The sequence below is a fragment of the Xylanibacter brevis P6B11 genome, assembly GCF_000621825.1.
In the GTDB taxonomy this organism is placed as follows: Bacteria; Bacteroidota; Bacteroidia; order Bacteroidales; family Bacteroidaceae; genus Prevotella; species Prevotella brevis.
Map to the genome: position 1 here is coordinate 193,636 of NZ_JHXG01000003.1, position 15,815 is coordinate 209,450.

The window sequence follows — 15,815 nt, forward strand, 5'->3', positions numbered from 1 at the left end:
AGGGGGAGAAATAGGTTGAAAACCAATTGAGAGGTCTGAGTTTCTTTATATCTCGAAGGACATCATAAAAAAAAATTACTGAATCTTTATTTCAGCAGACTGCAGGAAAGGTGCGGTGGCCGTGATGACGGTCTCTGCACCTTTTGCTTTGTGGAAGTAGCCCACCAGGCGGCCGTTGAGCACGCGCAGACGGTTCTTCTGCTGACGCGCGTTCACGGTGGGATCCATCATGTTGCCGTTTTCCAGTCCCAGCAGTTGCGCTCCGTGCAGGTGGATGGTCACCTCGTTGTCGGCCTGGCGTACCACGTTGCCTTGCTCATCGACCACCTCCACGAAGAGGTGAGCCACCGAGTCGGTGCTGAGGCGCAGCGCATGGGGTGCCTTCGTCTCAGGCAGCTCGTAGTTGGCACCGTTGGATGCCTCGCAGCGCAGTGTGCCTCCTCGGTAGTCAATGTCCCAATAGGGCATGTTGGTCTGCTCGTCGCGCTGCATCTGACTGCCCACGGGCTTGCCGTCAATCAGCAACTGGGCAGTAGAAGCATTGGTGAAGCACGTCACGCGCTGCTTGCCTCGATTGCGATTGCCGCGGTGCAGCGGGTACATCTGGATGAAGCATACGGGCTTGTCGCTCCACAGCGCAGCGCGATACCAGCCGCCAGGCTTGCGCTGACCAGCCAGGTCGAGTAGTCCGGCCGACGAGCCGCGGGCGGGCCAGGGGCCGCTCTCGCCCAGATAGTCGATGCCCGTCCACAAGAACTGGCCGAAGATGTGGTCGTTGTCGCGCACCGCACGCCATGCATCCATGTCGTGACGGTTCTCCGAACCATAGATCACGCGCTGCGGATAGCGCTGGTGGTCCACGTCGTAGCGACTCTCGGTGTAGTTGTAGCCCACCACGTCGATGGCGCTGGGGTAGGCCGTCTCGTTAGACATCACCACGCCAGCCAGTGCACCTGTGGTGGGGCGTGAGCGGTCAATGTCTTTCACCACCTTGGCCAGTCGCTGGGCGATGCGGCCAATGCGCTCGGCGTTGGGCTGGTCGGGCTTATAGCCGCCATAGGCAGGCTGCGTGAAGTCGCTGCCGTTGCCGTTGAGCACGGGGTGAGAGTAGGGGTCGTTGGGGTAGTCCACCTCGTTGCCTATAGACCACATGAATACCGAGGGGTGACAGCGGTCGCGGCGCACCATGTCGGCCACGTCGCGCTCTATCCACTCCTCGAAGTAGGTGTAGGTGCCCTGAAAACCGGGCACGCCCTTGTTCCATCCCTTCAGCCACTTGCGCTTGGGGAACTCCCACTCGTCGCTGGCCTCGTCCATCACCAGCATGCCCAACTCGTCGCACAGGTCGTAGAGTTCAGGCATGTGGGGGTTGTGGCTCATGCGGATGGCGTTCACGCCGATGGCCTTCAGCTCCACGATGCGGCGGTGCCACACCTCCTTAGGTACAGCGGTGCCCAGCACGCCGGCATCGTCGTGCAGGCAGACGCCCTTCACCTTCATCCATTGGCCGTTCAGGGCAAAGCCCTTGTTGGGTGAGAAGTCCAGCGTGCGCAGTCCGGCCTTCACGGTGGAGGCGTCCAACTGTTCTAAGTTGGAGGATAGGGTGGTGGTGAGTGTGTAGAGATAGGGGTCGTCCAGATTCCAGCGGTGTGGATTGTTGACGGTCAGTCTGACGGTCTTTTTCTCTTTGGTCTGTATGGCGGTAGAGATCTGTGCCACCACCTTGCCGCTGGCGTCCAGCAGCTTCACATCGGCCTTCAGCGGCAGCTTGGCCGACTGGTCGGCACGTTCGTCGGTGGTCTCCACATCCACCTCTACCACAGCCTTGCGCTTGTTGATAGACACCAGATGGTAGGCCGTGCCCCACTGTGCCAGATGCACCTCGGGGGCTTCGATGAGCCACACGTTGCGGTTGATGCCCGAGCCCGTGTACCAGCGCGAGTCATTCTCCTGGTCGTGGCTCACGCGCACGGCAATCATGTTCTGTCCGTCTGCGCGCAGATAGGGCGTCAGGTCATACATAAACGAGGCAAAGCCCGACGGACGGCTGCCCAGCAGGTGTCCGTTCAGGTACACCTCCGAGTAGTTGTAGGCTCCTTCGAAGTAGATGAAGAGCCTCCCCCTTGTCCCCTCCGAGGGGAGGGCGAGTGCTTTCCTATACCAGCCGATGCCGCCGGGCAGATAGCCCTGACACGAACCCTTGTCGGGCGACATGGGCTGTTCGATGCTCCAGTCGTGGGGCAGTGACAGGCGGCGCCATGCGGTGTCGTCGAAGCTGGCCTCCTTCATGGAGGGTTGTTCATAGATGTGCTGAGTGCTGTCTATGCGCAGAAAGCGCCAGTCGTCGTTCAGCAGGCGGGCATTGCCAAACGACACCTGTGCCCACAGGGCGAGTGGCGACAGCAGGCATACTGCCATCAGCGACAGCAGCTTGGTGCAGAGAGTAGTTTGTTTCATGTATGTATCTGTTGTTAAAAGTTTGCGTGGTGATTACAGGAATCCCTGATGCTTCAAGGCCTCCATGAGTCCGGCAGACATAGCCTCGTTGTCCTTGCGGGTGTAGCGGATGTCGGTGAATATCTGTGCCAGCGTCTCCTTGTGGTTCAGCTCCACAAAGTGCTGGTTCTCGGGCAGCGCCTCCTTCTCGCGGTAGTAGTCATCGATGGCGGCAGGCGTATAGTCGCTGTAGGTCTCCTGGTGCACAAAGCTCTTCAGCGGCAGGCGGTCGCTCAGCGCAGGCTCTTCGGCGGGCCAGCCCACGGTCAGCGTGGCCACGGGCATCACCAGCTGGGGCAGTTGCAGCGTGTCGATGATCATCTGCGGCATATAGACGGTGGTGCCCAGATAGCAGTAGCCCAGTCCCTCTTCGTCCATGAGGTTGCAGAGCGTCTGCGTGTAGAGCAGGGCGTCGATGGCTGCATTCTGAAACGACAGGAAGTTGTCGTAGCCCGGCTCAGCCTTTCGGCAGCGTGCCCACTGGCTGGTGCGGTTGAAGTCGGCGCAGATGGTCAGCACCACGGGTGCCGCCGTCACCATGGGTTGGTTGAAGTGGGCGGGTGCCAGTTTGGCTTTCATCTCGTCAGATCGTGTCACGACGACGCTATAAAGTTGCAGATTGCCCATGGTCTGTGTGCGGGCGGCCTCGTTCATCAGTCTGTTCAGCAGCGTCTCGTCCACGGGACGGTCGGCATACTTCCTGATGCTACGGCGTGATAATAAATTCTTCATCTTGCTTTATATTTTCTTTTCCAGTGGCAAAGTTAGTGAAAGTCGAGAGAAGAACAAAATTAATTAATTTTTTTTATGTTAGGTCATTCTGAGCTAGAGACCCAGAAAGGGTAACGTTGTTAGTGGAAGACGAGCTGTGAGCTTGCTCACAAGTAAGTCTTCCACTAACAGCGTTAAAGCCTCGGTAGAGGCTTCTGGCTCAGAAAGGGGTTTTAAAAGGTTTTTGTTATTAAACAAGGGCAGTTTTCACGTGCAGAAGTGGCAGTTTGATGGCGCAGAAGTGGCTGCTTTAGATTGTAGTACTAAAACTATTGTTTTGGGGCTAGCCCCTGGAAAGGAGGAATCCAGGGGCTGGATGAGCCGCATCTAGGGGCTAGATTGAGCGCATCTAGGGGCTGCATCTGGCGCATCCAGGGGCTAGATGAGGAGCAAAAGTTACTGTTTTGCATGATAAAAGTAACTGTTTTAGGAGACAATAGCGTAACTATTGCGAGGGAAAACAAAAGAAAAACAAACAAGTTTGCCTTGTTCTTCTCTCGTTTTTTCGTAACTTTGCGACAGAAGTCGCTTAGTTACTCCGTTTCGGCATAAAAAATAAATAAATTTATTTTGTTCTGCACTCAACTTTTCGTAACTTTGCGACAAAAGTCGCGAAGTTACTGGGCCTCGGAAGAAAAAACAAATGAGTTTGTTTTGTTCTTCTCTCGACTTTTCGTAACTTTGCACCATAATTAAAGATGTGTAACAGAATGGAGAATCAGAAGACCTTATCGAACGATGAGCTGCTGCAAGTTCTGTTTGCTGAAGAAGGCGGCGAACAGCAGTGGATGGGCAACATCCTGAAGCAGGAAAAGAACCAGAAAGATGCCTTGAACGAGGCACAGCTGAAACGCGTGCTGGGCTATCTGCATGCTTGTTCGCAGAAGGCAGACCTCTCGCAACTGCACCCACAGGTGACCGAAGTGCGCCCGCAGGTGTTGGAGTGCGACGTGGTGCGCTTTCAAAACAACAAGGAAAAATGGGTGGCGCTGGTTGGACTGCTGAACGGCTATCCCTACGAGATATTCACAGGTCTGCAAGACGACGATGAGGGCATCATGCTGCCAAAGTCGGTGACCAAAGGACGCATCGTGAAACAGGTGAACGCCGACGGTACCAAGCGCTATGACTTTCAGTTCACCAACACGCGCGGCTATAAGATCACCGTGGAGGGACTGTCGGAGCGCTTCAACCCCGAATACTGGAACTATGCCAAGCTGATCTCGGGCGTTTTGCGCTATCGCATGCCTATCGAACACGTCATCAAACTGGTAGGCTCGCTGCAGCTGCAGTCGGAGAGCATCAACACGTGGAAGAACGGTGTGGAGCGCGCTCTGAAGAAATATGCTCCCGGCAGTGCTGATAGCGACGAACAGACCGCTGACGAGGGTGCCCTATGATGACCATCACGCGCAGCGAGGTGCTGCTGAAGGAGGCTCGCTTCTATGCCTTCCATGGCGTGATGTCACAGGAACGAAAGGTGGGTGCTGAATATACCGTCAGCGTGACGGTGGGCTATGACTATGCCAAGGCGGCCGAGAGCGACACCGTGGACGACACACTGAACTATGCAGAGCTCTATGAGCTGGTGAAGGCCGAGATGATGCAGCCATCGCAACTGCTGGAACATGTGGCGCTGCGCATCGGCAAGGCCATCTTCCAGAAGTGGACTGAGGCCGCCTATGCCGACATACAGCTGATCAAGAACAACCCGCCGATGGGCGCTGCCTGCGCAGGAGCGGGCGTCAATCTGCATCTGACAAACGACAAAACAAAGCAATGCTAAGAAAACTATTATACACCTTATTTATATTATTAGGCGTGGCCTGCACCATGACGGCAGCTGGCAAGCACCGCTATACGCTGGTGATCGACGCCGGACACGGCGGAAAGGACGCCGGCGCACTGGGCAAACGCTCGAAAGAGAAGAATATCAACCTGAGTGTGGCACTGGCCTTTGGCCGCTATGTGGAGCAGAACTGTCCCGACGTGAGGGTGATCTATACGCGCAAGACCGACGTGTTTATCCCCCTGCACGAGCGTGCCAGCATCGCCAACAGAAACAAGGCCGACGTGTTTATCTCGATACATACCAACGCGGTGGCCAGCAAGAAGCCGGTGTCGGGACTGGAGACCTACACCATGGGTATGCGACGCAGCGACGAGAAACTGAGTGCCGCCATGCGCGAGAACGACGTGGTGCTCATTGAGCAAGACTACCAGCAGCACTATGCGGGTTTTGACCCTCGCTCGCCCGAGAGCTATATCATCTTCGAGATGATCAACGACGACAACATGCTGGAGAGCGTGGAGCTGGCCAAACTGATACAGAAGCGCGTCTGCGCCACGGCCGGTCGCCCCAACAAGGGCGTGAAGCAGGATGCTTTCCTCGTGCTGCGCGAGACGTCCATGCCTGCCTGCTTGATTGAGCTGGGCTATATCACCACGGCTTCGGAAGAGGCCTACCTCACCAACCCCACCAATGTCGATGCCATGGGACGTGGCATCTATCAGGCTTTCCTGGAGTTTAAGAACAAGAGTCAGGGCATCACACCTGCCTTGCCCACAAAAACACCGGCCAAGGTGAGCCAGCCCGTGGAGACACCAAAGGTGGAGGAGACACCAGCACCAGCCGAGACCGCAGGGCAGACGGAGCAGGAGAAGCCTGCGGAGGTTGTGGAAGTCGCTGCCACCGTCAAGGTGGAAGAGCCAGTGGTGGTGAAGGAAAAGAAACCCGCAGTCAGAACAGAGACGACTGCACCCGCAGTCAACACGTCGGCTCCGGTGTTCAAAGTGCAGTTCTTGGCCAGCGATCGGCAATTGCGTGTGGGCAACGAGCGCTTCAAGGGGTTGAAAGACGTGGAGAGCTATAAGGATGGCGGCCTGTGGAAATACACCGTGGGCGCATCTACCGACTATGCACAGATCAGCGAGAAGCGCCGCGAGGTGGCTAAGAAATTCCCCGAGGCGTTTATCGTGGCCTTCAAGGATGGCGTGCGCATCAGTGTGCAGGATGCCATTCGCGAGTATAAAACAAATAAGAAATAAAAATAAGAGGAAACCATGAAGTATCTAACAAAGGAAGTAAAAATAGGCTTGATGGCCGTGGTGAGCATCATCGTGCTGTTTGCTGGCATGCAGTTTCTGAAAGGTTTGAACCTGTTTAACAAAGGCAATGAGTACTATGCCAAGTTCGACAACGTCAGCGGCTTGTCGGCATCGAGTCCTATCTATGCCAATGGCTTCAAGGTGGGTGTGGTGAAGAAGATCATCTACGACTACAACAATCCAAAGAACATCCTGGCCCTGGTGGAACTGAACAAGAAGCTGCAGTTGCCCGTGGGCACCACAGCAGCCATCTCCAGCGACCTGCTGGGCAACGTGAAGATGGAGCTGAGGTTCGGTAAGAACCCGGTGGAACTGATGGAAACCGGCGACACCATCAAGGGCGAGATAGCGCGTGGCTCGATGGACAAGGCTGCCGACATGTTGCCACAGCTGGAGGCCATGATACCCAAGGTGGACTCTATCCTGATGAGTCTGAACAAGCTGTTGGCCGACCCCGCGCTGGCCAGCATCCTGCATAACGTGGATGGCGTGACGGCCAACCTCACCACAACCACCAGCGAACTGAACACATTGACGGCATCGCTGAACAAGCAGATGCCCCAGATGCTGAAAAAGGCTGATGGCGTGCTGGCTAATACCGAGGGCTTCACCCGTCAACTGAACGAGATGGACCTGGCGGCCACGATGAATAAGGTCAACGCCACGATGGACAACCTGCAGCAGACCACCGACAAGATGAACAGCAAAGAGGGCACGCTGGGCCTGCTACTCAACGACCGTGCGCTCTACAACAACCTCAACGCGACGATGTATCACGCCGATTCGCTGATGATGGATCTGCGTCTGCATCCCAAACGCTATGTCCACTTCTCTGTATTCGGTAGGAAAGGCAATTAAATTTTATTTTGTCTAAATAATAATTTGTTCGCTTTTCTTTGAAAAAACAAGCTAAATGCTTGAATAATAGCGCTTTCGAATTACACAAGTGGTGGTTGTGTAGCATTTGTTGTGAAACATCATAAACCACCTATTTATAGGAAGTTACGAGATTTGTAAACACAAAAAGTAATTTGGGCAGATTTTGTTAAGTGGAAAAAAAATACGAACTTTGCACTCACAAGTTCAGCCATAGGGAATAACCTATCTTGTAACATAATAAAAAATATAAGTATTAACGCCTAAGATGCAAAAAGATCATTTGGCGCTTTGGGACACGTGTCTGCACCTTATCAAACAGAACGTCTCGGAGCAAATATATAAAACGTGGTTCGAGCCAATCGTTTTCGAGTCGTATGACTCTGAGAAAAGAACACTATTGGTTCAGGTTCCAAGTCCGTACATCTACGAGTACTTGGAGCAGTACTACGTGCGTCTTATCGCTTGGGCGCTAAACAACAGCTTCAAAGAGAATGTGAAGCTGACTTATCGCGTTGTTACAGATAAGGTGAACAAGAAGGTTCAAGGCTGGGAGAGCGAAGGCGACTCCACGCTTGACACCGTGCCACCAAGAGCACGTGCCAACAAGGCTCCCACCACCATCGAGGCAGCTGTGCCTCAGGACCTGAACCCCATGCTCGACACCAAGAAGACGTTCGATAACTATATCGAGGGCGCTTCTAACAAATTGCCCCGCACGGTGGGCCTTTCTATCGCCGAGCATCCGGGTAAGTCAACCTTCAACCCCTTCTTCGTGTTTGGTCCTTCAGGCTGCGGTAAGACCCACCTGATCAACGCCATCGGTCTGCAGTGCAAGCGCATGTATCCCAAGAAGCGCGTGCTCTACATCTCTGCTCGCCTGTTCCAGGTGCAGTTCACCGACTCGGTGCGCCAGAACACCACCAACGACTTCATCAACTTCTACCAGAGCCTGGATGTGCTCATCGTTGATGATATCCAGGAGTGGGCCAGCGCCAAGGAGACGCTGAACACGTTCTTCCACATCTTCGACCACCTGTTCCGTCTGGGCAAGCAGATCATTCTGGCCAGCGACCGTCCTCCTGTGGACCTCACCTGGGTGAAAGACCGCCTGCTGACGCGTTTCTCTTGCGGACTGATTGCCGAGTTGGAAAAGCCCAACGTGCAGCTCTGTGTGGACATCCTGGAGTCGAAGTGCCGTCGTGATGGACTGAAGATTTCTAAGGAGGTGTTGCAGTATGTGGCACAGACGGCCAACGGCAGTGTGCGTGACCTCGAGGGTGTGCTGAACTCTCTGTTGGCCTACAGCATTGTCTATAACTCAAACATCGACTTGCACTTGGCAGAGCGCGTGATCAAGCGTGCGGTGAAGATAGACAACCGTCCGCTCACCATCGACGATATTTTGGAGACGGTGTGCAAGCACTACGGTGTAAACCAGCAGCAGGTGTACAGCAAGAGCCGCAAGCGCGAGTTTGTGCAGGCCCGTCAGATTTCAATGTATCTGGCACAGAAATACACCAAGATGCCTGCGTCGCGCATTGGACAGCTGATTGGTGGCCGCGACCACTCTACGGTGCTCTACAGTTGTTCTAGCGTAGAGAAGCTGTTGAAGGTGGATCAAGCCTTCCGCGAAGAGATGAACAGCATTGAACATTCGTTTAAGTTGAAACAATAGATTTTAGATAGCATATAATGAAAACGCCCGTTCAGTTCGAACGGGCGTTTTTGTTTTTCCCTTTTGGGGGGCAGCGGCTGAGCCGTTGCTTGCGGAGAAGCGTGGGGCTTTATTTTGCCAGGTATTTCTTGCCGTTGTGGATGTAGATGCCGTGCTGAGGCTTCTCGATGCGCTGGCCTTGCAGGTTATAGTACCATGGGGCCTGGGTGGTTGGTGCGCTCTGCACTTCCTGGATGCCGGTAGCATCTACGCCTTGGAACGACTCGATGTAGTCGGGCAGGTAGTAGCCCAGGTGCGGTGGCTGGTTGTAGGCCACGTTCTGCCAGCAGATGCCCATACGATACACATGGTCGTGCATCAGGGTGGGGACGCGGTAGTTGGTTGATGTCAGCGATGTGTAGATATTAAGTGCATCATTCGTGGCATTGCGCAGTATGAGTTCTTCGCGCCAGTCGCCAAAGATATCGGCCGAGAGGCAGGGTGTTGCCTTCGTGCCGTTGTTTGACAGTCCAGAGGGATAAGAGCGACTGCTTAGGCCCAGTCTGCTGGCGCTAGCATTGGCTTGGTATTTGTAGATGTTGATGTCATCCAGTAACTCGTCCTGTGCATCACCATCCCAGTAGATGCGGAAATTCATAGACGGCATAACGTTGCCTACCTGCTCTTTAGTGATGGCATTGAATGGATTTTGGTTTCTGTCGTTGCTGTTGAAACCACCATAGGCAGACCAAAACTCATAGCCTCGTGCATCGGCAATGATGTCGGCAGCCAATCCGCGACCATTGTCTTTGCCAGACTGTCCGCTCTTCATGAGAATCTCTCCGGTAGCAGCATCATGGATATCCCATGCGTAAGTGCCTTTCTCCTCGTGTACGTCAAATACCTCCAGTCCTTGGCGGTCAGGGTTCAGATCGCCTAGGTGTATGGCGTCGCCATGTCCAAATCCTGTGGCGTAGAGCAGTGAACCATTGTCGTCTAAGGCTGCTGCACCCCAGATAATCTCATCCTTACCATCGCCATCGACATCACCCACCGACAAGTTGTGGTTGCCGTTGGCAAACATGGTATTGCTGCCACCGCCACTGGTAGCCGTTGGTGCGGTAACCTTGGCTGACTCCTGCATGTTGGCATCTACCACCGACCACTGCGTATTAGAGTCGGAGCGGTGCAACCAGCGATGCTTTAGTTGTGTGCCATCGAAGTCAACAGCCCACACGTAAGCATAACTGTAGTAGCCGCGACAGAAGATACCACTGGGATTAGCCTCTTGACCACTCAGATAGGCCACGGCAGCCAGATAGCGGTCGCCGCGGTTGTAGCCGTGATTATCCGTCTTGCCAACCGCCCAGTTAAATGTGCCGTCAGCTTCGCTTAATGCGGTTGTGGTATTGCGGTTGGGGAAATAGGCAATGGTGTGAATGGCTTTACCCGTTGTGCCGTTGAACACGGTCAGATATTCGTGGCCACCATCCATGCGTCCAGACGAGGTGAGCCATGATTTTGTGTTACTGGCAGCCTTAATGGTGGGGTTCGTGGTGGCCTGGTTCACGTAGGTGCCTTCGCCGTCCTTAGAACCGGGTGCGGTTTTGCACATCATCTCAGCCTTGCCGTCGCCATCGAAGTCATAGACCATGAACTGTGTGTAGTGGGCACCAGCTCGGATGTTCTGTCCCAGATCAATACGCCATAGCTTTGTGCCATCCAACTTATAGCAGTCTATCAGTACTGGGCCTGTAATGCCATCCTGACTATTGTCCTTTGAGTTAGACGGATCCCACTTGACAAAGATCTCATACTCGCCATCACCATCTACATCACCCACCGAACAGTCGTTTGGTGAATAGGTGTAGTCGCTACCATCTGCAGGTTTATCGAGTGGCAATTCCAGAAAACCTTTGCTCCAAGGGCTGACGGTCATGGTCGTTTCTGTCAGTTGACCGTTCTGATAAACATTCACCTGATAGGTGTCGGTGGCAGAGCCTGATGTTTGCAAGAAGGTGGCACCGATGATGTTGCTTTTCAAGGGCTGACCATTTTTCAGGACCTCGAACGAAGTGTTAGGTGTGTCTGTGCCCAGCATACGCCAGCTGATGAAGTGCTTATTGGACTGCGGTACAACGACCAGTCCACGATCCAGCTTTTCCATCTGGCTTGCTGGCGTATCACTTGGCTTTTGTGCGTAGCCCGTTGATGCTGTCAAGAGGGCGCACAGAGTGATAATACTTTTTCTCATGTTTTATTTGATGACCGTTTTTCTGCCGTTAATGATATAGATGCCTTTCTTGCTGGGTGTGTTGACTGCACGTCCGGTCAGTGTATAGACCGTCGTACGCTTGCTGTTGTCGCTTACCTCATGGATACCAGTAGAGGTAGAGATGACGCGCAGCTTACCAGTAGTCTTCAGCAAGTCGGTGGTGTCCCATGCCAATCCCTCAGGCAGGATGGGCAGATTGATGGCAGTAGGCTCAGCATCCAGTGAACCACAGGTCCACATAATGAATTCATCGCCAGCCGCGGGCTCATACTCATCACCCATGCCGATATTGATCTCGCCCTTAATCTCCAGCTTACCTTTCACTTTGATGAACGAACGGCCGTTGTCGTTGGTAAGCATCTTATAGATGTTCAGATTCAATTTTGAAGTGGGGTAGAGGTAGATGAAACCAGTAGAACTGATGCATCCGTAGTGTCGCGTCTTTGTAATATCACCAGGCTCGAGTGTTCCACCTTCGGTTACTCTGACGTTGCCTACTGTTCCTACACCCTTCAAACTTGCAGTTTTCTGTACGGTTGCTGTTGCAGAGCCAAAGAGCGACGTGGTAGCCTTTGCATTGTTCAGTACGATGCTACCGTCAGAGAGCGTGAACTCATTGGCATTGATAGCCGTCTTGATGGTCCAAGCACCTGTTCCTACTTTAAATACATTGACCGAACCACTGAATTTTCCACTGAAGTTCATGTCTCTGTTGGCATTTCCAACCGTCAGATTACCGGTCATAGCCATTGTGCCGCTGCCATCGAGAGCGCCAAGGGTCAATGTTGAAAGCTTGTTGGTAAACGTGGTCGCACCATCAATATTAAGTGTGGCCTTTGGCAGTCCATAGCTGTTGTCCCAAGTAAATTCATAGCTGCTACCGCTATGATTTGCAATTAGCGTACCTTCGAAATTGCTCCAATTGCCTTTCAGGATATTTCTGACATAGGTGGCGTAAACCGTCAGAGAGCCCTTGCCTTTCAGAGTTCCGCTATAGTCACAGCGTCCGTCCAGGTAGAGCTTGCCTGTGGCGCCTTCTGTCACTTCATAGTTCGTGGTATTCTTAGAGTAGGAGTAAGAGTTGTTCTCGTCGGCAACGGTGGCGTTCGTACCATTAAAAACGATCGTTGTAGGAGCAGACATAATGCTTGCATTGGTCTCACGGATGTTCACTGTGCCAGCATCCACATACAGTGTGTCAAAACTATTTGAGGTACTCAACGTCAGTGTGCCATTGCCCGTTTTGTGCAGGAATGCACCTGCATTAGTGCCATAGCGCGTGGTAGTACCAGAGAGAGTGAACGCACCTTTTGTTTCGAGTGTGCCACCTTTCTTGCTTAGTGCTATTGTTTGACTTGTTCTGCCTCCAGAAGGCACAACCAGAGTGCCTCCGTCGAGAATAATTTTTTCGTTGTTACCGCCTAAGGCACCGTAGTCACTACCTTCTGCATCGGCCAGTGCAGAAACAATCAGTTTTCCGCTTTCAATCTTGGTACCGCCCGTAAACTTATTTGTATTGTTGATGGTCAGGCTGCCATCGCCTTTCTTGGTCAGCATTGTTGAACCAACGATGTTGCCATTGCCAGACAGCGTGTAGTTTTTGCTATTGTTGAATACTACACTGCCAGGATATACTTCTTCTGTGACGTTGACGGTCGTAACATTTGCCTGATCGTTGAAGGTGACGTCGTCGCCAGTGACGAAAGAACTGTTGGCGCCATTTATAGCGAAGTTCTCGCTTTCTGCGAAGTCCCATACGCCATCTGTGCCACCATTCCATACGATGCTTGTTGCATCGCGCAGTTTGATAATGGTAAGCACAATGTTGCCTTCCTCGTATGTCAACGTAAATTTCTTACCCTTTATGCCCTCTACTTTGATGTCGTTGATATTGCCCTCCAGTTCGCTGACTGTGGCCAGCGTATAATTGCCTGGAACAAGTCCGTTGTCAACAATTTCAAAGACGGGGGTAGAATATTCAGGACCATACTTCCAGTCTTTCTTCTCAATGCTCAACTTCGTAGCGTTAATCTTGTCGGTATTGTCAGCATTAGCGTCGAAGACGATGCGCGAACCGAAGCCCAGAGCCAGTGTGGTGGTGGTGAGGTTGCCCGTGGCGTTCTTGCCGCCAGGATAGATGGTGGCATTATAGTCGGCCTTGATGCCGCCATTGAACGTGCCGCCATTACTGATCAGGTTGGTGTGGCGGTTCAGCCATACAGGACTCGACTGCATGGTACCGTCAAACTGCAGCGTGCCGGCCCATACGTCGGTGTTGCCGGTGTAGGTCTCGGTGACGTTGGGCAGCACCAGTGTGCCGTCGCCCTGCTTCACCAGGCGCATACTGCCCGTGAAGGCACCGCCAGTCAGCGTGTGGGTAAAGTAGCTGCGGGTGATGTTATTGTTGTTGTCGTGCCCCTGCACCCAGCTTGGCGCATTGTCAAAGAAGATGTAGGGCGATGCACCATCGGCCACGCTGACGGCCATGTCGTTGGTCTCGGCCAGCATCACCTGCTTGTTGTTCAGGGCCGTGCCGATGCTACTGCCGTTCTGAATCTCAGTGCGGTTGGTGTTGGTCAGAGCGGGGGGGGCAGCGGTGATGCCTTCCAGTTCGCCCAGGAAGTAGCTGACGTGGGGTGGCTGGTTGTAACCGTTCATCTGCCACACCATGGCGTTGCGGTACTGCATGTCGTGCCACAGCGTGTAGTTGCGCCACGTGGTGGGAATGGTGGTGGTGTAGATACGGATCTTATTGTCGGCCGTGCGGGCAATCACCTCCTCGCGCCAGTCGCCAAACAGGTCGCCCTGATAGCAGGGGGTGCCCTTGGTGTCGTTGTTGGTCAGCGAGCCGGCTAGCGTCTCCAGCACGCCCTTGTTATACTTATAGATAGCGATGGCCGTGTTCTTACCGTTCGAGTAGTTCAGTCCCTCGTCGCAGAGGTCGCCATCCCAGTAGATGCGGAAGTTGTCGGGTATGCCCCCTTTGTTCATGCCACTGATGTAGTCGGCGGTGACACAGCTGATGGGATTGTCGTAGCCCGAGAAGCCCATAGCACCGGGATAGTCGTTAGAGAAGTTGCCGGCTATGCAGCGACCGTCGTCCTTGCTGCTGACAAAGCGGTGGTATATTTTCGCTGTGGTGGCGTCGCGGTAGTTGTTGCCGGGGTTGTCTTCTAGGCAGGCAAAGATTTCATGACCATGCTTGTAGGGGTTGAAGTCGCTGTGATGCTGAGCATCGCCATGCCCCAGCCCCGTTGTCGACAGGCCCTTGCCGTTGTCGTCGATCACCATCGAGCCGAAGCATATCTCGTCGCGTCCGTCCCAGTCAACATCGGCAATGGCGTAGTTGTGGTAGCCGTTGCCATACCAGGGCGAGCTGCTGTCGTTGCAGTTCCAGCGCCAGCGTACAGAGAGCTCGTGAGTGGCGGGATTAACGTCCAGTGCAATCATCTTATGACGGGTGTAGATGCCTCGCGCCAGGAATATGCTGGGCTTACGACCGTCCAGATAGGGCGCACCGAAGAAGTGCTTTGACGAGCGGTGGCCGTAGCCGTCGCCCCACGCCTTCTCCAGGTCGGTCTCGCCATCCTCCAGTCGCTTCAGGGGGTATTCCATGATTTGATAGGGCACACCGGTCTCACCGTTCAGATATACCAGATACTCGGCACCGTCGTGCATAAACCAGTTGGTGCCGCCGCCCGTGGCTGCGCGGTAGTTCTTGGTCTGGTCGCCAACAACGTGGGGAGTACCGTACACATCGTAGATGGTGGTGCCGTCGGCAGCACGCATGATGACCTCCGCCTTGCCGTCGCCGTCCCAGTCGTAGGCAGCAATGTTCTGCTCGTTGTTCTGGAAGTCGCCCATGTTAGGACCGCAGTTGATGTACCACAGACGGGTGCCGTCCATTTTCAGACACTCAAAGAGGCTATACTCCTTGGTATCCACGCCGTCAATCTTCGGACCGTTCTTGGGGTACGACTGCGAGATCTCGCTCTGGTTGTCGAATTTCATCAGCATCTCCACCTGTCCGTCGCCATCGACGTCGGCGCAGCATACATCGTTGGGCACATACACAGACTTCAGGCCGCTGTGTGTGGGAGTAATCTCCTTGTAGTTGCTGGCCCATACGTCGGCCACCTTGCTGCCCGTGGCTTCCTCTACGCCGCGAACCACCGCCTTGACCGTATATTTACTGTCGGTGGTTCCGGCAGCATCCTTAAAGTTTGAAACCTCCAGGTTCGAGGCCACCTGTGTGCCGTTGCGATAGAGGTTGTACTTCACATCGTAGTACTCCTCGCCGAGAATACGCCAGGAGCAGAACACACCGTCGGCCGTCTTGATAGCGGTCAGTCCACGATCCAGCGCATCGGTGCGGCGCTGTGCAAAGCCGTTGGTAGCCGTTGTTAGCAACAGTACTGATAGGAATAAAAGTTTTTTCTTCATCATATTGTTTTAGTATTGTTATCGTTATTAGTTCGTGGGCAAAGATATGAAAATTCAGTTAAACACAACAGAAATAATTGGTTTTTAACTTGTGGAATTTGAGAGAAAAGAGGTTTAACCGTAGTAAACCACATGTGCGATTTTGGTACTGAGAGAATACAAAAATCCCCACAACCTGTTGGCTGTGGG

Annotated in this window: 8 protein-coding genes and 1 pseudogene; 5 read left to right on the forward strand and 4 right to left on the reverse strand. The window is 53.6% G+C overall.

The window, feature by feature from the left end; translation table 11 throughout:
* Positions 1-75: 75 nt before the first annotated feature.
* A complete protein-coding gene (locus tag T496_RS0100875) occupies positions 76-2,457 on the reverse strand; it encodes a glycoside hydrolase family 2 TIM barrel-domain containing protein (RefSeq protein ID WP_027449063.1) in 2,382 nt (793 codons plus the stop codon).
* A gap of 33 nt (positions 2,458-2,490) precedes the next feature.
* Entirely contained in the window at positions 2,491-3,228 is a 738-nt protein-coding gene (locus T496_RS0100880; RefSeq protein WP_027449064.1) for a nitroreductase family protein, read from the reverse strand.
* A gap of 947 nt (positions 3,229-4,175) precedes the next feature.
* Between T496_RS0100880 and T496_RS0100885 the strand changes: the two are divergent.
* The 5 genes and pseudogenes from T496_RS0100885 to dnaA all read left to right on the forward strand — a co-directional run.
* Positions 4,176-4,613: pseudogene (locus T496_RS0100885) on the forward strand (adenosylcobalamin-dependent ribonucleoside-diphosphate reductase); the annotation flags it as partial.
* Between the two features lie 50 nt (positions 4,614-4,663).
* Positions 4,664-5,053 (forward strand): dihydroneopterin aldolase, encoded by a 390-nt coding sequence (gene folB / locus T496_RS0100890; RefSeq protein WP_052341998.1) that lies wholly within the window; start codon positions 4,664-4,666, stop codon positions 5,051-5,053.
* Positions 5,047-6,315, forward strand: a complete 1,269-nt coding sequence (locus T496_RS0100895; protein WP_027449067.1) for an N-acetylmuramoyl-L-alanine amidase family protein — start codon at positions 5,047-5,049, stop codon at positions 6,313-6,315. Before folB ends, T496_RS0100895 begins: the two co-directional genes overlap by 7 nt.
* Before the next feature lie 15 nt (positions 6,316-6,330).
* Positions 6,331-7,233, forward strand: coding sequence for an MlaD family protein (locus tag T496_RS0100900; protein ID WP_027449068.1), 903 nt, complete (start codon positions 6,331-6,333; stop codon positions 7,231-7,233).
* A 286-nt stretch (positions 7,234-7,519) separates the two neighbouring features.
* Positions 7,520-8,929 carry a chromosomal replication initiator protein DnaA gene (dnaA, locus tag T496_RS0100905; protein WP_027449069.1) on the forward strand — a complete coding sequence of 470 codons (1,410 nt, stop codon included), beginning with the start codon at positions 7,520-7,522 and terminating at the stop codon, positions 8,927-8,929.
* A 109-nt stretch (positions 8,930-9,038) separates the two neighbouring features.
* Here the strand turns inward: dnaA and T496_RS13110 are convergent, their stop codons facing one another.
* Both T496_RS13110 and T496_RS13115 read right to left on the reverse strand, forming a co-directional pair.
* Positions 9,039-11,162, reverse strand: coding sequence for a rhamnogalacturonan lyase (locus T496_RS13110; protein WP_155808564.1), 2,124 nt, complete (start codon positions 11,160-11,162; stop codon positions 9,039-9,041).
* Positions 11,163-11,165: 3 nt separating this feature from the next.
* Positions 11,166-15,629: a rhamnogalacturonan lyase family protein gene (locus T496_RS13115; protein WP_081783488.1), complete on the reverse strand. Its 4,464-nt coding sequence runs from the start codon at positions 15,627-15,629 to the stop codon at positions 11,166-11,168.
* Between the last annotated feature and the right edge of the window lie 186 nt (positions 15,630-15,815).